The organism is Lacinutrix algicola (assembly GCF_001418085.1).
GTDB classification, from domain to species: Bacteria; Bacteroidota; Bacteroidia; order Flavobacteriales; family Flavobacteriaceae; genus Lacinutrix; species Lacinutrix algicola.
Window position 1 is genome coordinate 168,943 of record NZ_LIQH01000038.1, and the last position, 18,457, is coordinate 187,399.

The following is an 18,457-nucleotide window of genomic DNA, read 5'->3' on the forward strand; positions in this document are numbered from 1 at the left end:
GATGGGAATAGTATTAATTTGTGTTCTAATAAGCTTATTTTTGATTTAAAATATGAATTAATAATATAGAATTAAAACCTGTGTAAAAAGAAAGATAACAATCTATTCTGTAGTAGAAATCTTTATGTGCTTAATTAATAATGTTCAGTTTTCTTTTTATAAATCATTAGATCTTAAATGATGTTTAAGAGCCTTAATTTAAGAGAATTTAAAGGCGGTAGTAAACGTTTAGAAAGGAGTTTTTTTATTTCGAAGAATTTCTTAATACAATATCTGTATCTACTGTTTCGGATGTTATATTGGTTATTTTGTTTTCTAGCTTATTTATTAATAATGTTGCTGCTTTTTCTCCAATAAGCTCACCGTGTTGGCTAATTGTACTTAATGTAGGATTTGAATGTCTAGCAAGAATACCATTAGAAAAAGCTAAAACAGATAAATCTTCAGGTATTTTTATTCCTTTTTCTTGTGCAACTTTCATTGCTGCAATAGCAATAGATTCATTAGATGCAATTAAGGCATCAAACTGATTATTAAATAGTGGTTTTACAATAGACTCATGCTTTTTGTAATACATTTCATGAGTATTAATAATTATAGATTCGTCCCTTTTAACATCATTGTTTTCTAAACCAAATAAGTAACCTTCGTATCTAGATTTTCCTACGCTTAAATCCATTTCTGTTCCAACAAAAGCTATTTTTTTACAGCCTTTGTTTTTTAAATAAGCAACAGCATTCGAAGAAGCAATAAAATCGTTAGTAATAACTTTGTCACAATCTATCTTGTCTACAACACGATCAAACATAACTAAAGGTATTTCATTTTCTTTACAAGAATTTAAATGCCCATAATCTTCTTTTAACTGTGTTTCCTCAGCAACAGATATAATAAATCCATCTACAACTCCAGTTGATAACATTTCTATAGTTTCTACCTCTTTTTGTAAAGACTCATTAGATATACAAGTAATTACTTTATACTTATTTAATGAGGCCGTTTTTTCTATGCCTTTTAATATTTGCGCGAAGTAATAGTTAAGCATATTTGGAATAATTACTCCAATAGTTCTAGTACGTTGATTCTTTAAACTTATAGCGTTATAATTAGGTACGTAATTTTTCTCCTTAGCATATGCTTTTATTGCATCGGTTGTAGCTTTGCTAATCTCTTCGTTACCATTTAACGCCTTAGATACTGTTGATACAGATACGTTTAGATGATTGGCAATGTTTTTTAAAGTGATTTTTTTCATAAGTAAATAATAAAATAATCTTGATAATTTGTAATATACTTAAAATTAACTTTTTTTGCCAAACTCACATTGTAAATAAGTTAATTTCATGTGTCATTTTATTTTTATTTACAATATAAGATTACCAAGTTGTCTAATTATTTTTTTGAAAACAATTTAATGTGTGTTGTAGTATAGTTATAATGGATAAAGAAATGTTTTAGCAAAAAAAAGCCAAGAATTGAATTCTTGACTTTTACTGGTTTACTTGTAGCGAGAATGGGGCACGATCCCATGACCTCCGAGTTATGAATTTGGAGCACTCCATATCAAAATTATATTAATACCTTTAAAATCAATGGTTACGTGTAGTTGTCATAAGTTTTGATACCAAATGAAACCATATGATATTACCAAATGTTGTACCTATGTTGTACCTGCATTTTGTATCTTTGTAATTGTAAATCAATTAGTTATGTCTTCAGTTAAAGCCGTGTTAAGAACCAAAGCAAATATTAATAATTTATATCCTATAGCTATAAGAGTCACAAAGGATAGAAAAGCTTCGTTTTTGTATGTTGGTCAGTATATTAAAAGGTGTCAATGGGATAGGGTTAATAATTGTGTTAAAAAATCTCATAATGATGCTCTTAATATTAACCAGCTTATTTTTAAGAAACTCTCTTCTGCGAATAAAAAACTAATTGAAGCAGAAATTGATGGTAACTATCAATCAGTCGATGACATTAAGAATAAAATAGTAAATTCTAGTGGCGATTTTTTTGCGGTATCATTAATTTATTTAAAAAGAATTAGCGATAGGAAAAAATTTCATCAATTAGATATCGAATATGGACGTATACAGGTGTTTAAGGAGTTTTTAAATAGGGATAAGATATATTTTCGTGAGATAAATATTAAGCTTATCAGGCGATTTGATAACTTTTTAATCAATAAGCGGAAAATTTCAAGCAGGACGGTGTCTTACTATATGATTATGATAAGAACAATTTTTAATATTGCTATTTCAGAATTGCTAACAGATGCGAAATGTTATCCATTTGGAAAAGGAAGATATCAAATCAAGTTTCCTGAAACACAGAAGATTGGTTTAAATAGTGATGAAATCAAAACTCTAGAAACCATAGATGATTTAACTAAAGCTCAAGATTACGCCTTGTCGGCATGGTTACTTAGTTTTTACTTTGCTGGAATTAGGATTAGTGATGTCCTTCATTTAAAATGGAAAGATTTTGTTGATAATAGACTTTATTATAGAATGGGGAAAAACAAGAAAATAGTTTCTTTACAAATACCAGATAAAGCGCGAAGAATTTTACAAAAACTGAATAGAAATAAAGATTCGATATTCGTATTTAAAGAATTAGAAAATATTGATTTAGAGAATAATAAAATTCTTCGAACAAGAATAAAGACTATAACTAGAAACTTTAACAGAAGATTAGAAATAGTCGCAGAAAAGGCAGGAATCGATAAAAAAATAAGCATGCATATTGCTCGTCATAGTTTTGGGAATATATCTGGGGATAAAATACCTATTCAAATATTACAAAAATTATATCGACATTCGTCAGTTACAACAACAATTTTATATCAATCTAATTTTATTCAAAAAGATATAGATAATGCTCTAGAAAAAGTCTTGAATTTGTAGTATGTTTTTATAAACGATTACTATACGTTAAGTAATTGTTTTCTTTTCCGAAAAAAAGGAATGTCTTTAAAGGTTCACTGTAAAATCTAATTACTTTATCATTTCTGTATATGAAGTTTAAAATTATGTAGCCTTATTTCAGGACGGGTCACGATTGAACACAACGTTTATGTATAAGAATAGTTGCGGGTTTGTATGCGAGGATTTTCCGAAGGAAAATCAGACGTTACAAACACGCAACGACATTTTGATTAAGCACTAAACCGCAATTATTTTTATACGGTGTTGTAAACTGGCTTTTATATTTTTAAAATTTCCACCAAGGTTTTTTCGGCTCCATTGGTTTTATTTCGTTTTCTATTTCCCAAAATGACTTGTCAAATTTTTCATTCAGAGTTTTTTCGGTCAGATTATGTCCATAAGGATAAATTCCGTCTTCAAGTCCATTTTGGATTCTTTTGATTATTCTTTGTCCAGGCCAACAAGTTGTTCCGTCTTCAAGTTCTACCGCAATATTTATTTCTCCTTGTGGGTCATTGTCGTCCGTTATCCATTTTGAATTCGGAACATTTTTAATCAAGGTTTCTCCAATATAAGCAGAAATTGAAAATATAATTCCGCCTAAATTTTTAGAAAGTCGACCGCCTTTAATTGGTCGTCCGTCTTTCGTGTATTTTTGGATAAATCGGTCAATTTCTAATAAGCTACCGATTGAGTAATTCAATTCAATGCCGTCGGATTTAAACGCTTTTACAGTCCATTCAGATTGCTTTTTTATATCTTCTAATAATGTTGCCATTCGGTTTTTTTTAGCTGTCTTGTCCTGAAATATGGCTACAGGTTAAAATTGAATTAAGCTGATAATTTATATACCATATTAGGTGTTTTATAATCTAAAGATAAATGTAATCTTACTTCATTGTATAAATTAATCGCATTTTTTGCAGCTCTCTTAGCGTGACTCACGTTATCAAAGGTCTGGTCTAAATAAAATTCATCTTTTAAAATTCCATTTACACGTTCTGCCATTGCATTTTCGTAACAATGATTTTCTTCGGTCATACTAATATCTATCTTTTTTCTTTTGAGTATTTGTGTGTATACATTGCTACAATACTGTATTCCTCTGTCCGAATGATGAATAAGTTGTTTAATGCTTTTAGCTTGATAAATGGCCTTATTTAGCGCTCTCACACATCCTTTAAGTTCCAAGCTATCACTAATATCATAACCAACTATTTTCCTGGAATGCATATCTGTTATTAAAGCCAGGTAGCAAAAACCCTTTATGGTTCTAATGTATGTGATATCAGATACCCAAACTTGGTTAGCTCTAGTAACTTCTAAGTCTTTTATGATGTTATTATATTTATAAAAACGATGATAAGAGTTCGTAGTTCTAGCACTGGTTTTCCTTCTAAGTGTCAGCATTTGATTTTTTCTAAGCACATTAAATAAAGTATCTCTACCAACTTTAATATTGGCTTTATTAAAATCTGCATTTAATGATTTTACAAGTTTTCTCACGCCTTCTCTAGGAAGGGATTTGCGTCTTTTTCTAACGATATTAATAATCTGTAGTTCTAGGTTTAAACGCTTATCAGCTCTGTTTTTATGCTTGTAATAAGCATTACGTTTAAGTCCAAAACAATGGGTTATAGTTGTCAAAGTAGCAAATCCCTTAGATATCTTTTTGGCTTTACTTAAGGCTTTATACTTAGCTTTTTTTTAGTTCATTAACTGATTTATAGCCAAGATCTTCAGCAGCTACTTCCAGATAACAATCCTGGACCATAGCATCGAGATCCTTTTTAAGTAGTAGTTTTTTAAGTTGTTCAACCTCTTTTTGAAGTGCTTTAATTCTAGATATTTCGTCTTTTGTTTCCACTTTTACTCTGGTGTTCATTAAGTCTTTACGATTATACTTTTTAATCCACACATTTACTGTTGTAGGTGCAATAGAGTAGAGTTTACAAAGTTCACTCTTTGTGTGTTTTCCGATTGTAAGTTCGGCTAAGATTTTTAATTTAAAAGGTTCACTGTAACGTCTAATTACTTTGTCATTTCTATACATAATGTTTAAAATTATGTAGCCTTATTTCAGGACGGGTCACCATTGTACACAACGTGTGCGTGTATGGTTAGTTGCGTGGTTAAGCAACTAATTTAGTAAACAAATGCGAACCCGAGAAAATTCCGAAGGAATTTTCCAAATAATCACTTGCCAAAGCAATTAATTATACACGGTGTTGTGTGTAGGCTTTTTCGTTCGTATAACTATTGTATTCGCAACCATATCTCCGATTCGTTTGTTTTGTTTATTAGTTGACGCAATTATCAATCCAATTACAAATATATAATCTATAAATCCGAGAAAAAATCGACCGAAAGCTTGTCCGATTCCAATTGGTTTAAATTCGTTAGTTACTACTTTTATGTCCAAAATACGTTTTCCAATAGTTTGTCCCCAAATTCCCTCGCTCATTGGCCATAAAAGAATTCCAAAAAGCATCATTCCAAAAGCGGGTAATCCAGTCATATGAAATCCGACTTCATTTTCAAGTGGTTCTCCAAAGAAGAATCCTAAAACCATCGCTATTAACCAAAAGATAAAAAAGTCAATCAGAAATGCTCCAATACGATATCGTTTTTTTGCAATTTCAAATTCATTGTTTTCGATTTCAGTTTGTTTTTCAATCGTAATATCTGTCATTCTGCACTTTTTCTTTTAAAATTCTCAAAAAAATCTCCGCTTTTTATTCCGTTTTTCCTGTGTTAAATTACTGGGAATTTGAATTGAAGCTCGATTTTCGTTGGTTAGTTTAGCTTACACACAACGTTGATGTGTATGGTTAGTTGCGTGGTTAAGCAACTAATTTAGCAAATAAATCACAGATAGAATATTCCGCAGGAATGTTCGTAAGTCGGCAGTGACCAAGCAATTAATTATACACGGTGTTACCACACGTTTTTTTACTTGAATTTGATCTCACGTATTCCTTCAATTATTTCGTCGAAATTGTTTGCAACAGATTCGTCCAGATAAAAAGTAAGAGAAGTCTGCATTTCGTTTTGTTTCGGTATACAAATTCCAATTTCTCCCTTTTTATTCTTGGCAATATTAACTTGGAATCGATTTATTGTTTTCTTTTCAACTTTGTATTCATAAATATCATCATCTTCACTATAATTTGGTGCCCAATGTCCATATTCATAATGAATTACTCCTTTTCTCGTCTGAAAATTACCATATGGATCTCCTTCAGTACCATAACCTCCGAATAGGTGAGTCCAGTTTTCAGGTGTTTTTAGTTCAAAAAAATCAGTTTCAATAATTTGGTCAGTTGAATTCTCGATTTTCTGATACTTCGTACTTAGAGTTCCGCTATAATCTATTGAACCATATTGAACACGAATAAAAACATATCCAATCAAGATTAAAAATCCAATTAGTAATATATATTTAATCAGTTTTTTGCGGTTCATTTGTTCTAATGTGTGGTAACGGTTTTGTGTATGGAAAGTTGCGTTTTTGTGAGCGAGGATTTTCCGAAGGAAAATCAGACGTAACAAAAGTGCAACGACCATTATTTAAGTACTAATGTAGCAATTTTTTATACACGTTGTTGCCAGTAGTTTTTATTCAGCTGACCTATTTATGTTGGTTTCGTTTTTGATAGATGATAAAATATCAATCCAATCTTCTTTTTTGCTGACTCTTAAATCTATAAGATTATATAAATCCTGTTCATCCACATATTTTATTGATAATACATCAAATCCAAAATCAAACATTCTCGTTTCTAATTTGTCGCTTACTATTTTATCTATTTGGATAATCTTTTCAGCAGTTTTATTTATTCCTGCGTAATACTTGATTTTTAATTGATTCGGTTCAGTATTATATTCAATCAAATGGTTTTTCGATTTATAAATGATGAATATAGAAACTATTAACCACAAGATTAGGTAATAAATTATGAATCCGAATTCTAAAGAGTTTTGTCTTAAAACATAGATTATTAGAATTAATAATAATATTATAGGTAAAAGGAATTTGTTGAGTAATATCTTATTCTTTAAAGTCATTTTTTCGTTAAAATTCTATTTCCGTATTTTAATTTAATTGGTGTTAACTTGTTGCTATTCGTTCAATTTAAAATGGGTTTACGCTGTTTTGGTAAATTACTGGCAACGGTTAGTATATGAAAAGTAGGGCATAAAATAAGCACTATATTTCGGGTTTAACACTTAGCTAAATATAAATATTTTGTTTTTAATTTTCGTTTAAATTCCAAATTTTATATTTAGCGGACTTTGTAAATAAACACAGAACTTTGGAGTTAGCACAAAAGCCCTATTTTTTATATACATTGTTGGCAGTAGTTTTATTTACCTACAGGATCCCCAAAATACATTAATTCCCAAACCGCTTTGTTACTGGTGTGCTTCTCTATTAATTTACCTGATTTGTAAACTCTTATTTCTGCTTTTCCAGTAAATCTAAAATATGCAGGATCAATACTAGTAAGCATTTTTGCAAGTTTGAATTTAAGCCCATTACCGACTGATGCCGAAATTAAATCTACTTCAACAATAGTTTTTTCTCTAAAAAGTGAATATTCATACCTGTATTCAGTTTGAGGATCATTATAAACAAAAATTAAATCGTCACTTACATCTTTTTTTAATGTTGGATGCTCCTTACCATAAGTTCTATATAGAGTTACTAATTCACCATCATCAACAACTGTTTCGCCATCCTTAGAAATATTAAAAGTAATTATATTGTCATTATTAAATTCTTTTTCTGATATCATTTCTGAAGCAATTACGTTATAAGGACCAATTTCAGCTCTTGACCAATACCAATGGTTAAAAATTTTCATCATAGAGAAATTTCCCCAATTATGGTCATGGTAGGCAGAACCAACTGTTTTTGTTGTTACACCTTTGTAATCATATTCAATTTCCATTTCACCTTGAGGTACAGGTACTACCCAATTGAATTCTTTGCTTTCGTCAGCACCAAATACCATATGTCCTGTTTTTGGTCTCCAGCTTTGCGTAGTTCTTTTTATTACGGCTGTTAAGTTTATATCTTCATTTTCAATATGAATTTTGTATTCCTTTAGGTTTCCTTCTGCATAACTATTACCCATCTTAACATTACACGAATCTTTTGAAGCGAAAAAATCTTCTGGGTCACAGTAAATTTTTTCTGATATTTTACTACCATCAGCTTTATCTATACTAACCGTCAAGTATGGATTAAAAGGTTTTTTTATGTCGGTCATGAACTTGGTGTAAAACGTCATTACAACAGTACTCCCATCATGCAAATGAGCATCAAAATACCACCATTCATAGCTTCCTTTATCTCCGGATGTTCTCATTCCGTCTTCCCATTTTTCAGGAATATTACCTTCTATTAAGTTTCTTTTGTTATAGTCATTGCTAATTTTTGCTAAGTTCTGACTGAATAAAAAAGTAGAAAAAAGAAGTGTTATAAGTGTAAGGCTGATTTTATTTTTCATTTTAATTTGAGTTAAATTGTGATCTATAGTTTTTGTAAAGCACAAAAATAAATGTAATTTATTTGAGTTTGATGAAACTAATTTCATGTTTCAACTAGTACGTTTTATTTTACTTAACCATTGGGGTGTAACTCCCATAAATTCTGCTATATACTTTGAGGGAACATTTTTAGTAATTGGACCGTGTTCTTCTAGGAGGTAATCGTATAATTTATCTTTGGGAAGACCTATTAATTTAGACTTTATTTGATTTATAAAAATGAGAGCTTCTATAATATGCGTATTACAAAATTTATCAAAAGATTTATGTTTCAAACTTAATTTTTCTATTGTATTTCTATGAAATTCAATTACTTGGGAATTTTTAAATGCTTTTATTTGCGTATCAGAAGGTTTCTTTGAAAAATAACTTTCTGGTTGCGTCATAAATGGATGATAATTGTCAATATGGAACGAAGTTGTTCTAAATTTTGATTTATTATCATCAAAATACTGACTTATAAATCCACCTTTGATTACTATATAGATATATTTACTATGTTCTCCAACATTAAGAATATTTTCGTTTTTTTTGATTTCAATTTGTTTACCATTCAAATTTATCTCTTGAATTAAATCTTCTGATAGACCGTATTTAATAGCATATTTTATAAGGTTTTTCATTTTTTTTAATTACTGCCAACGTTGTTGTGTATGATTAGTTGCGTGTTTCAAGCAGTGAATTTACTAAATAAAGCACGAACGGCGAAATTCCGAAGGAATTTCCCAAGTGAGCTAAAACCAGCAATTAATTATACACGGTGTTGTGCAACGTTTTTTAATTCGTTCGGAAGGTTTGCATTATATTTTCTAATTCACAAAGTTCCTTTTTTCCGTATTTGTCTTTACTTACAGATAAATTTAGAGTATAAAATAAATTTTCTGTCGGATGTTCAGTCGTAATATACAAAGTTAAAGAAGGAATCGAATCATTTTTAAAGTCTACCAAATTCCATAATGATTCTTTTCCGTTTATTTTAGCTAAGCCAGATTCGACAACATTGTATTTAGACTCTATATCAGTTTGTTGTTCTTTTTTATTCATCCAGTTTTCAGCTTTAGTCAATTCCGTAACTCCAAATGATTTAAAACTATTTCCATCTAGGACAGCTCCAACAATTCCATTTCCTAATTCGTCCGTGTGAATATCAGGCTCCCAATTTTCATTCGGAAATGTAACTCGAAACCTGTCAAGATTGTCTGTAACTTCAATTCCCTTTTTTAAATCTATTTTCGCACATTCACAATCAGAGATATAGTCCGATTTCTCTTGGCAAGAATAGACTAATGCTAATAAAAATAGTAAAAATAATATTCGGATTTTCATTTTTTTTAAATGTTGCACAACGTTGTTGTGTATGGTTTGTTGCGTGGTTAAGCAGTAAATTTAGTAAATAAAACACGAACCAAGAAAGTCCGAGAGGACTTTCGTAAGTAAGCGATTACCAGCAATAAATTATACACGGTGTTGGCAATAGTTATTTATTTTCAATTTGTAATTCCGTTCTTTGTTTTACTAATTAAACAATGTTTTCATTCTTTTCCATATTGAATTATTTTTATTCAAAAGCGTGATTATTTTTTCTGCTCTTTCAGCAATGTTTTTATAATATTGATAATCATTTTCAACCTCACTATATTTTTTCCCTAAACTCTCTCTTTGGTTATTTATAAAATTCAAATCGCTATCGTGAATAATTGTCATCAATCGTTTTTTTTCAAATCCGTTGAACTTAAAATTGTTTTCATTTATGATACTTTCCAATTCGATTATTAGTTCCTCACGATATTCGTGGTGATTGTCAGATTCGTCAAATTCAAATTCTTTTAATAGACAAGAAATAGCAGAAATTTGATTCAAGTCGGTTGATTTAGTCAGAATTTTAATTAATTCAGATTGAGTTGGTTTTGGAAACTTAAATAATATTGGATTTCCGCCTCCGTGATATTCCGAATCAAGTTGAATTTTTAACCATTCCGATTTGTCTCTTTTGTCAATATATTTAGTTTCCCATCCGTCACTTTCTATTTCGGTCATTTCCGATGTCAATTTTTCAATTGATTTTCTATTTGTGATAAAATTCTCGATGTTCATTTTAATGTCTTGTCCTGAAATATGGCTACAGGTTAAAATTGAATTAAGCTGATAATTTATATACCATATTAGGTGTTTTATAATCTAAAGATAAATGTAATCTTACTTCATTGTATAAATTAATCGCATTTTTTGCAGCTCTCTTAGCGTGACTCACGTTATCAAAGGTCTGGTCTAAATAAAATTCATCTTTTAAAATTCCATTTACACGTTCTGCCATTGCATTTTCGTAACAATGATTTTCTTCGGTCATACTAATATCTATCTTTTTTCTTTTGAGTATTTGTGTGTATACATTGCTACAATACTGTATTCCTCTGTCCGAATGATGAATAAGTTGTTTAATGCTTTTAGCTTGATAAATGGCCTTATTTAGCGCTCTCACACATCCTTTAAGTTCCAAGCTATCACTAATATCATAACCAACTATTTTCCTGGAATGCATATCTGTTATTAAAGCCAGGTAGCAAAAACCCTTTATGGTTCTAATGTATGTGATATCAGATACCCAAACTTGGTTAGCTCTAGTAACTTCTAAGTCTTTTATGATGTTATTATATTTATAAAAACGATGATAAGAGTTCGTAGTTCTAGCACTGGTTTTCCTTCTAAGTGTCAGCATTTGATTTTTTCTAAGCACATTAAATAAAGTATCTCTACCAACTTTAATATTGGCTTTATTAAAATCTGCATTTAATGATTTTACAAGTTTTCTCACGCCTTCTCTAGGAAGGGATTTGCGTCTTTTTCTAACGATATTAATAATCTGTAGTTCTAGGTTTAAACGCTTATCAGCTCTGTTTTTATGCTTGTAATAAGCATTACGTTTAAGTCCAAAACAATGGGTTATAGTTGTCAAAGTAGCAAATCCCTTAGATATCTTTTTGGCTTTACTTAAGGCTTTATACTTAGCTTTTTTTTAGTTCATTAACTGATTTATAGCCAAGATCTTCAGCAGCTACTTCCAGATAACAATCCTGGACCATAGCATCGAGATCCTTTTTAAGTAGTAGTTTTTTAAGTTGTTCAACCTCTTTTTGAAGTGCTTTAATTCTAGATATTTCGTCTTTTGTTTCCACTTTTACTCTGGTGTTCATTAAGTCTTTACGATTATACTTTTTAATCCACACATTTACTGTTGTAGGTGCAATAGAGTAGAGTTTACAAAGTTCACTCTTTGTGTGTTTTCCGATTGTAAGTTCGGCTAAGATTTTTAATTTAAAAGGTTCACTGTAACGTCTAATTACTTTGTCATTTCTATACATAATGTTTAAAATTATGTAGCCTTATTTCAGGACGGGTCATAATTATTGCCAACGTGATTGTGTATGGTTAGTTGCGTGATTTAGGCACTAAGTTAGCAAATAAATCACAGATAGAATATTCCGCAGGAATGTTCGTAAGTAGGCTTAAAACAAGCAATTAATTATACACGGTGTTATGTGCAGGCTTTATTCCGAAATGTTGTTCAATATGAACTTTGCCATTTCGATATTTCCAAAAGTTGAATTTGTGTCAAATATTACATTTGTCAGAATTTCAGACGCTTTTTTATAATCTCCATTTTCATTTATTACGAGAGCTTTATTTATTAGTAACATACCTTTTGTTTCAATATCAGGATTTTTTTCAAGTCCTTTTTCTATCGCATTTAGCCTTTCTTGACCTTCTAATAAACTTGAGTAATCTTTCCAAGCTGGCGCAAAAGAAGGGAATTTCTCAACTAATAATTTAATCATTTCCTGTTTTTCGGTTTGATTGTCAATCCACTCAAGAGAAAGATAGGATTTATAAAGACCTTTCTGTAAACTACCTGCATTTTCTTTTTCCAAAGTATGTAACGCTGTTTTTGAAGTGTAAAATCCTTTTGGTGCAACTTCATCTGTTAATTTGTAATATTTCAAAGCGTTGTCATAATCATCTTGAAGTAGATATGTATATGCTAAATCATAAAGTGGATAAGCCCAATTTGGTGCTTCTTTATTCGCTTGCTCTAAATTTTCAATTGCTTTTTGATAATTACCAGTCTGTCCAAATTGTCTTGCCTGACTATGTAAAGATTTTGCTAAATCAGAAACTCCTTCGATACCGTAAATTTCGTAATTGAAAGTTCCAGTAGAATTTTCTAAATCTTCTTTTGATATTTTGTTTCCTTGCTCATCTGTAAATTCTATTCTCACATTATTATCTGATTCGGACTTATTTTCGTTTTCGACTCTATTCTTACAAGATGATAGAAGCCCTAATGTTATTAAAATTCCAATTATTTTATTTTTCATTCGATGGTTTTTTCAGCTTGCACATAACGTGTTTGTGTATGGTTAGTTGCGTGGTTTAGCGACTAAGTTAGTAAACATTTACGAACCCGTGAATATTCCGCAGGAATATTCGCAAGTAAGCTCAATAAAGCAATTAATTATACACGGTGTTGTGTGTAGTTTTTATTACGTTTCATATTTCCGATTTATATAATTCCAAAAACTTTGAAGTCAGAAGTTTAATTTCTTTTTGTCCTTTGAATCTCGTTCCTAAATAGACAGCAATAGTAAATACCAAAATAATAGTAAAAACAACCCAGTATTTATTCATAAGTATGAAAGATGTCATTGAGAGAATAATTCCGATAATTGCTAATATTTTTCCACTTGTAAGCATTACAATTTTGAGAGTTGATTTGAGTTCAAATTTTCCGTTGTCATTTAAAGTACCTATAAGTTTATAGTTGTTTGGGAAATTATTTCGAGTTAATTCAAATTTTCCTGATTCAATGAATCCGTTGTAATGTCCGTTCTGAATTAATTTATTCAGGACGTTTAATGATTTCTTGGTATTTGAAATAGTTTCTGTCATTTCTCAAATTACACACAACGTGTTTGTGTATGGTTAGTTGCGTGGTTAAGCAACTAATTTAGTAAACAAATACGAACCCGAGAAAATTCCGAAGGAATTTTCCAAATAAGCACTTGCCAAAGCAATTAATTATACACGGTGTTAGCTGTAGTTTTTATTTTTCATTAAATTTTTCACAATAATTGTTATGTCAACTATTAAATATCCTCCAACAATTATGATACCTATAATTCCTAATGGTCTTTGTCTTAAGTGATTTGGGTCAGGATTTAAAATCATTTGAATAAATAAATAAAGGATAAATAAACAGAATGGATAGAGGATAAGCCTTGTCAAAATCTTTGTAAACGTCCATTCTTTAACCTTTTCTTTCTTTAATTCCGTTTTCGGTTTGTTTATAAGTTCAGGATTATTTTCACGTTCTATATTTTCTATGGCCTCTTTCAGTTCGTCAGTCAAAATGTTTGTTTCGTACTTTTTTGCTTTTGACATTACTAAATGCAATAAAGTTCCAATTACAGAAATTCCGATTATCCCAATAATGGCAGTCTTAAATTCAGTCGTAAATAACAAAACCAAAGCAAGTACACTAAAAAATCCGATTGATATTTTATTCAGAAGTTTGTGATACGGATTTTTCTCTTTTTTAATTCCGTTCAGTTTTCCATTTTGGTCAAACGAAATGTGAAATATTGGATATGCTCCTCTTAAAAAATGTGCAGACCTCCAAATCAGAAGTTCATTCGGTTTTATTTCTCCGCTGTATTTTGTTGTGTTGTAAAAAAACGCATCGTTCCAATGATTTTTCAGAGTACTTTTTTTGTTCTGAATAATTAATTTTTCGATGTCTTTTTTTTCTACCATAAAGATTTGTTCAAATTACAGCTAACGTTGTTGTATATGGTTTGTTGCGTGTTTCAAGCAACTAATTTAGTTAATAATTACCGACCAAGAAAGTCCGCGAGGACTTTCGTAAGTAGGCGAGAAGCCAGCAATAAATTATATACGGTGTTACCTGTCTGGCTTTTCTTCCCACAAACTTGCTAGCGTTGGCAAAGACATACTCTTTTGCAATTTTTGGTTTATGTGGTGGCTGAAGCGAATTGCAAATGTGTATGGCTTTTAGCGTTGGCTTTTTTAGCATTAGTATTAAGTTTCAATAACTCATTTAATGAATTAGAAATGTGCCACATTAAAACTGGTGGTACAGCGTTTCCAATTGCTCTATATTTTCGATTATCCGAAACAGAATCTAAAACAAAATTTTCAGGAAATGATTGTATATTTGAAGCTTCTCTAGGAGTAAACCTTCTGTATCTTCCATCTATTTTCAATACTGGGTCGGTACTATTTAAACTAACTTTTGCAAGGTGTGAACTAATTGTGTTACAGGGCTTTTCCGGATCTTGGTCACGTCCTTTATTCATTTTCTCTCTAACTCTCATCATTCCTTGTACAGCTCTTTCACTAAAGAACCATTTATCATCTTTGTTAGCTTTTAAATCAATAACTTCTTTTAACTTAACTTTAGAACCATTTAAAGTTGTAGGTAAAGGGAATTTAAAATAAGAAAAATCTTCGTAGTTTTTAAATCCAATTATAAATACACGTTCTCGCTTTTGCGGTATTCCATATTCGGATGAATTGAATAATTGATGCTTAACATAATAGCCTGCTTTTTCAAATTCTTTTAGAATCATTGGGAAAGCTTTTTTCTTATTTGCAGAAAGTAAACCTTTAACATTCTCTGCAATAAAAAACCTTGGCTGTTTTTCTTTTAATACTTTTACCATTTCAAAAAACAATTTCCCTCTATCATCTTTAAAGCCAAGTCTAGGAGGGTTTTGGGCACTAATAGAAAAAGACTGGCAAGGGAAACCGCCTAAAAGAATGTCGTGCTCTGGCAGCTTTTCAATTTCCATATCTCGGACATCTTTAGTTTCGCATTGATGCTTAAAGTTGTCATTGTATATTTTTGTAGCGTATGGGTCGTTATCTAAAGCATAAACAACTTCAAAAGGCAAAGATTTATAGGTTTTATTGAGAAATTTAAAATTTCCTTGAATACCTAAATCCATACCACCACAACCACTAAATAAAGATATAGCTTTTAGTTTTGTATTTCTAGTAATGTTTGCCATTGTCCTGCTTTTTGTGAAAATTCTACGACTAAATTTTTGTCTACTTTAATATTCCCTTGGTTATACTGTTCAACTGGGTTTTGAATTATAAAAACATTCTTTCCTCCATCATTTGCAACTAAATAGTAAATAAAATAATTATCGCCTATCGTGTCTGCTGTATCCCATTCGTTGGGTGTTAATTTAAATCTATTATTTTTTAAAGCCTTACGTGATTTTGTTGTTTTAACTTCAATATATCTTTTTCTTTTTTCGATTTCAACACTTTGAATATCATAACCAACTCCTAATGGAGTAGGGATTTTATTTATTAAGTGTTGTCGTTTTGTTTCTTTTGTTCTTAAATATTCGTGGGCGAGTATTAAACTTTCTCCATAATCTCCAATAATTTTTGTAGGAACTTTTCTGTCCCCTTTAATACGAGAATAATATTCTTGAATTATGCTGGAAATACTTTCTGATTCAGAAGCACTTAATGTAGGTGCAAAAGCTTCAATTTTATCAAAGCTATTTACATAAGAAAACCAATCTTGTTCTAATTTAGCTACTTCTGGATTTGTAATTTCTTTTTTATTATAGAACTTATCATATCCTGAATACCAATTTGAATTACTTAAATGATAATCAATTGTGTCTTTATTTTCATCATTTAGATAATAATAATATCCTGTTCCTTTGTCGTTTAGTAGATTTGCTAAAACCATATAATCTAAAATATCTCCAGCATATCTATATACGTCTTGTCGCCCTTGGTATTTTTTAGTTTTTGGGTTCTTTAGTTGTTCGTATTTATGATTATAAGCTACTTTTTCTGTTCTATTTTTAATAATTGTTTTAGCAACTTCTTTTGGATGTTTACCATCTCTTGTAACTCGTAAATCAAAATATGCACATTGCGTTAATTCTTCTGCTGTAAAACTAAATGGTTTACCTATTAGTTTTTCACCTTCTATTAAAAGTTGTAAAATGAAATTACAAGGTTTAAATTTTACTTTAGCCTCAATTTGTTTAATTACATTTTGAGATTTTATATGACCACCTGGGTATTGAAATGAATATAAAAAATAGTTAAAAAATTCATCTAAATATTGATTATTTGATAATCGTATAGCACTTAAACTTGGTTTTGTTAATTTGTCTTTTTCCTGAATAAAAGCGAATAGTGCAGAAATTTCTGTTCTCCAATTATCAATCGTTTTTTGAGCAGAAGAAGCATTTTTCTTAAATCCAAATAAAACTTGGTTTAACTCTTTCCTGAACTCTTTTTTTGGCAAAGTTTCCATTTCAGAAATAGAAGTCGAAACATAAAGTAATACTTCCTCAACATCATTTTTAAAGCGTGGTCTTACGTGATGAAGTCTAAAAAAATATTCATCAGGAATTTGATATGTTTTTACATTACTCATAAATAATTTTTAATTGATTCTGCTAATACTTTAGCTAAAACAGGAGGAACTGCGTTTCCAACTTGCTTATATTGACTTGTCTTACTACATTGAAAAATGAAATTGTCAGGAAAAGATTGAATTCTTGCACTTTCTCTAACTGTTGGAACTCTATTGAATTTATAATGAAAGTGATGTCTGTGACCTGTATCAATTGTAAAACTTGGTTTCTGACTGTTAAGTCTTGTCCAAGCAATATTTACTTTTCTGGTTTTGTGTAGTTCTTTTGGTAAACTTTTGTAATTACCGCCATCAGGAACCATTGCAATTATTTCAACAGTTTGTTCTTTGTGATTTGTAATTTCGTGATTGTGAATTCCTTTTGAATCATTTCTAACAAACTTTTGATAATCAGATTTTGGTTTCATAGGGTATTTAGTTCCGTCAACCAAAGATTGTTCAGGTAAATCGGAAATAGCTTCTTGTGAAACAATATGTTTTTCAAATGTCGGTTTTGGGAAAATAAAATCTGTATTATTTTTTGTTCCAACAAAAAAGGCTCTTCTTCTATTTTGTGGAACACCATAGTCAGAAGCCAATAAAATCTTATATACTACATTATATCCTAGTTGCTCAAAATCTTCAATTATTGTGTCTTTAACTATTCCTCCTCCCATTGAAATTATGTTTGGAACGTTTTCCATTAAAAATACTTTTGGTTTGTAAAATTCAACAAATGAAACAAAAGATTTATATAGTTGATTCCTCTCGTCATCTATTACTCTTTTACCAGCTATAGAAAACCCTTGACAAGGAGGACCGCCAATAATAACATCTGCTTTCAGTACTCCTGTTTTTTCACTTATAGTTTTTGGAGTTTCTTTAAATAAGTCAGCAACAATTCCAACAGGTTTGTCGTGATTGTGATTAAAAGTTGATATTGCGTCTTTCCAATAGTCTATACCAAGTGTAATGTCGTAATCTGCTTTATTAAAACCAGAAGAAAGTCCACCACATCCGCAAAAAAGGTCAATAACTGTATGTTTTTCTTTCATTCTAATTTTTAAAATTTATTTTCCCTTGTTTAAGGTTTAGATTTTTTAAATACTGAATTTTTTTTTCAGCAACTTTTAAGATTTCGTTGGTGTTTTCTTCTCCAATAATTTGATATGCTACTTTATCGCTAAAAAGAATTAGACCTAAATTTTTTTCCTCAATTCCAAATAAGGTTGCAAGTATTGGTATCATTTCCTTATTAGCACTTCTTTCTCCACGTTCAATCTTTCCTAGAGTAGAAGGGTCAATGTCAAGTTTTGATGCAACTTTACGTATTGGAAGATTCTGTCCTTCTCTCAATTTTCGTATGTATTCTCCAAATGACTGCTTAGTATTCATTTTGTTGTCTTTTTTTCTTGATAATATTTTCAGGACAATAATTGTCCAAATTTATGATAATATTTTTAATTATAAGAATTTATTTAGGTTATTTTATTTTGAATGA

At 30.1% G+C, this 18,457-nt stretch carries 21 protein-coding genes; 1 reads left to right on the plus strand and 20 read right to left on the minus strand.

Annotated elements, in window-relative coordinates; translation table 11 throughout:
• Window positions 1–244: 244 nt before the first annotated feature.
• The gene (locus ASC41_RS10570) at window positions 245–1,255 is read right to left on the minus strand and encodes a LacI family DNA-binding transcriptional regulator (RefSeq protein WP_055436613.1); all 1,011 of its coding nucleotides are present in this window, start codon (window positions 1,253–1,255) and stop codon (window positions 245–247) included.
• Between the two features lie 454 nt (window positions 1,256–1,709).
• Between ASC41_RS10570 and ASC41_RS10575 the strand changes: the two genes are divergently transcribed.
• Complete coding sequence (locus ASC41_RS10575; RefSeq protein ID WP_055436614.1) at window positions 1,710–2,909, plus strand: site-specific integrase; 1,200 nt, start codon at window positions 1,710–1,712, stop codon at window positions 2,907–2,909.
• A gap of 307 nt (window positions 2,910–3,216) precedes the next feature.
• On the opposite strand, the gene ASC41_RS10580 is transcribed toward ASC41_RS10575, so the two are convergent.
• The 19 genes from ASC41_RS10580 to ASC41_RS10670 form a co-directional block, all read right to left on the minus strand.
• A complete protein-coding gene (locus tag ASC41_RS10580) occupies window positions 3,217–3,708 on the minus strand; it encodes a hypothetical protein (RefSeq protein ID WP_055436615.1) in 492 nt (163 codons plus the stop codon).
• Window positions 3,709–3,761: 53 nt separating this feature from the next.
• Window positions 3,762–4,577, minus strand: a complete 816-nt coding sequence (locus ASC41_RS10585) for an IS3 family transposase (protein WP_160318803.1) — start codon at window positions 4,575–4,577, stop codon at window positions 3,762–3,764.
• A 49-nt stretch (window positions 4,578–4,626) separates the two neighbouring features.
• Window positions 4,627–4,983, minus strand: a complete 357-nt coding sequence (locus ASC41_RS10590; RefSeq protein ID WP_083477103.1) for a transposase — start codon at window positions 4,981–4,983, stop codon at window positions 4,627–4,629.
• Between the two features lie 159 nt (window positions 4,984–5,142).
• A complete protein-coding gene (locus ASC41_RS10595) occupies window positions 5,143–5,622 on the minus strand; it encodes an RDD family protein (RefSeq protein WP_055436616.1) in 480 nt (159 codons plus the stop codon).
• Window positions 5,623–5,882: 260 nt separating this feature from the next.
• Entirely contained in the window at window positions 5,883–6,497 is a 615-nt protein-coding gene (locus tag ASC41_RS10600; protein WP_055436617.1) for a hypothetical protein, read from the minus strand.
• 51 nt (window positions 6,498–6,548) lie between these two features.
• Window positions 6,549–6,824 (minus strand): hypothetical protein, encoded by a 276-nt coding sequence (locus tag ASC41_RS10605; protein WP_055436618.1) that lies wholly within the window; start codon window positions 6,822–6,824, stop codon window positions 6,549–6,551.
• Window positions 6,825–7,297: 473 nt separating this feature from the next.
• The gene (locus tag ASC41_RS10610; protein WP_055436619.1) at window positions 7,298–8,446 is read right to left on the minus strand and encodes a hypothetical protein; all 1,149 of its coding nucleotides are present in this window, start codon (window positions 8,444–8,446) and stop codon (window positions 7,298–7,300) included.
• Between the two features lie 90 nt (window positions 8,447–8,536).
• The gene (locus ASC41_RS10615; RefSeq protein WP_055436620.1) at window positions 8,537–9,109 is read right to left on the minus strand and encodes a Crp/Fnr family transcriptional regulator; all 573 of its coding nucleotides are present in this window, start codon (window positions 9,107–9,109) and stop codon (window positions 8,537–8,539) included.
• Between the two features lie 154 nt (window positions 9,110–9,263).
• The gene (locus tag ASC41_RS10620) at window positions 9,264–9,812 is read right to left on the minus strand and encodes a hypothetical protein (RefSeq protein WP_055436621.1); all 549 of its coding nucleotides are present in this window, start codon (window positions 9,810–9,812) and stop codon (window positions 9,264–9,266) included.
• Window positions 9,813–10,001: 189 nt separating this feature from the next.
• On the minus strand, window positions 10,002–10,580 hold the full coding sequence (locus tag ASC41_RS10625) for a hypothetical protein (RefSeq protein ID WP_055436622.1): 579 nt from the start codon (window positions 10,578–10,580) through the stop codon (window positions 10,002–10,004).
• Window positions 10,581–10,623: 43 nt separating this feature from the next.
• The gene (locus tag ASC41_RS10630; RefSeq protein ID WP_160318803.1) at window positions 10,624–11,439 is read right to left on the minus strand and encodes an IS3 family transposase; all 816 of its coding nucleotides are present in this window, start codon (window positions 11,437–11,439) and stop codon (window positions 10,624–10,626) included.
• Window positions 11,440–11,488: 49 nt separating this feature from the next.
• Complete coding sequence (locus tag ASC41_RS10635) at window positions 11,489–11,845, minus strand: transposase (RefSeq protein WP_083477103.1); 357 nt, start codon at window positions 11,843–11,845, stop codon at window positions 11,489–11,491.
• Between the two features lie 186 nt (window positions 11,846–12,031).
• A complete protein-coding gene (locus ASC41_RS10640; RefSeq protein WP_055436623.1) occupies window positions 12,032–12,859 on the minus strand; it encodes a tetratricopeptide repeat protein in 828 nt (275 codons plus the stop codon).
• 172 nt (window positions 12,860–13,031) lie between these two features.
• Entirely contained in the window at window positions 13,032–13,430 is a 399-nt protein-coding gene (locus tag ASC41_RS10645; RefSeq protein WP_055436624.1) for a hypothetical protein, read from the minus strand.
• Window positions 13,431–13,571: 141 nt separating this feature from the next.
• On the minus strand, window positions 13,572–14,294 hold the full coding sequence (locus ASC41_RS10650; RefSeq protein WP_055436625.1) for a hypothetical protein: 723 nt from the start codon (window positions 14,292–14,294) through the stop codon (window positions 13,572–13,574).
• A gap of 218 nt (window positions 14,295–14,512) precedes the next feature.
• Window positions 14,513–15,571 (minus strand): DNA cytosine methyltransferase, encoded by a 1,059-nt coding sequence (locus tag ASC41_RS10655; RefSeq protein ID WP_055436626.1) that lies wholly within the window; start codon window positions 15,569–15,571, stop codon window positions 14,513–14,515.
• Window positions 15,541–16,977 carry a protein NO VEIN domain-containing protein gene (locus ASC41_RS10660; protein WP_055436627.1) on the minus strand — a complete coding sequence of 479 codons (1,437 nt, stop codon included), beginning with the start codon at window positions 16,975–16,977 and terminating at the stop codon, window positions 15,541–15,543. The genes ASC41_RS10655 and ASC41_RS10660 overlap by 31 nt, the downstream gene beginning before the upstream one ends.
• On the minus strand, window positions 16,974–18,011 hold the full coding sequence (locus tag ASC41_RS10665) for a DNA cytosine methyltransferase (RefSeq protein ID WP_055436628.1): 1,038 nt from the start codon (window positions 18,009–18,011) through the stop codon (window positions 16,974–16,976). The genes ASC41_RS10660 and ASC41_RS10665 overlap by 4 nt, the downstream gene beginning before the upstream one ends.
• A gap of 1 nt (window position 18,012) precedes the next feature.
• Window positions 18,013–18,351 (minus strand): helix-turn-helix domain-containing protein, encoded by a 339-nt coding sequence (locus tag ASC41_RS10670; protein ID WP_055436629.1) that lies wholly within the window; start codon window positions 18,349–18,351, stop codon window positions 18,013–18,015.
• Window positions 18,352–18,457: the final 106 nt, after the last annotated feature.

Excerpts from the sequence above, each read along its gene's own strand:
- ASC41_RS10655 (WP_055436626.1), bottom strand. The coding sequence starts at position 15,571 with ATGGCAAACATTACTAGAAATACAAAACTAAAAGCTATATCTTTATTT.
- ASC41_RS10645 (WP_055436624.1), bottom strand. The coding sequence starts at position 13,430 with ATGACAGAAACTATTTCAAATACCAAGAAATCATTAAACGTCCTGAAT.
- ASC41_RS10580 (WP_055436615.1), bottom strand. The coding sequence starts at position 3,708 with ATGGCAACATTATTAGAAGATATAAAAAAGCAATCTGAATGGACTGTA.
- ASC41_RS10620 (WP_055436621.1), bottom strand. The coding sequence starts at position 9,812 with ATGAAAATCCGAATATTATTTTTACTATTTTTATTAGCATTAGTCTAT.
- ASC41_RS10635 (WP_083477103.1), bottom strand. The coding sequence starts at position 11,845 with ATGTATAGAAATGACAAAGTAATTAGACGTTACAGTGAACCTTTTAAA.
- ASC41_RS10650 (WP_055436625.1), bottom strand. The coding sequence starts at position 14,294 with ATGGTAGAAAAAAAAGACATCGAAAAATTAATTATTCAGAACAAAAAA.
- ASC41_RS10660 (WP_055436627.1), bottom strand. The coding sequence starts at position 16,977 with ATGAGTAATGTAAAAACATATCAAATTCCTGATGAATATTTTTTTAGA.
- ASC41_RS10570 (WP_055436613.1), bottom strand. The coding sequence starts at position 1,255 with ATGAAAAAAATCACTTTAAAAAACATTGCCAATCATCTAAACGTATCT.
- ASC41_RS10575 (WP_055436614.1), top strand. The coding sequence starts at position 1,710 with ATGTCTTCAGTTAAAGCCGTGTTAAGAACCAAAGCAAATATTAATAAT.
- ASC41_RS10615 (WP_055436620.1), bottom strand. The coding sequence starts at position 9,109 with ATGAAAAACCTTATAAAATATGCTATTAAATACGGTCTATCAGAAGAT.
- ASC41_RS10670 (WP_055436629.1), bottom strand. The coding sequence starts at position 18,351 with ATGAATACTAAGCAGTCATTTGGAGAATACATACGAAAATTGAGAGAA.
- ASC41_RS10640 (WP_055436623.1), bottom strand. The coding sequence starts at position 12,859 with ATGAAAAATAAAATAATTGGAATTTTAATAACATTAGGGCTTCTATCA.
- ASC41_RS10665 (WP_055436628.1), bottom strand. The coding sequence starts at position 18,011 with ATGAAAGAAAAACATACAGTTATTGACCTTTTTTGCGGATGTGGTGGA.
- ASC41_RS10625 (WP_055436622.1), bottom strand. The coding sequence starts at position 10,580 with ATGAACATCGAGAATTTTATCACAAATAGAAAATCAATTGAAAAATTG.
- ASC41_RS10600 (WP_055436617.1), bottom strand. The coding sequence starts at position 6,497 with ATGGTCGTTGCACTTTTGTTACGTCTGATTTTCCTTCGGAAAATCCTC.
- ASC41_RS10610 (WP_055436619.1), bottom strand. The coding sequence starts at position 8,446 with ATGAAAAATAAAATCAGCCTTACACTTATAACACTTCTTTTTTCTACT.
- ASC41_RS10590 (WP_083477103.1), bottom strand. The coding sequence starts at position 4,983 with ATGTATAGAAATGACAAAGTAATTAGACGTTACAGTGAACCTTTTAAA.
- ASC41_RS10595 (WP_055436616.1), bottom strand. The coding sequence starts at position 5,622 with ATGACAGATATTACGATTGAAAAACAAACTGAAATCGAAAACAATGAA.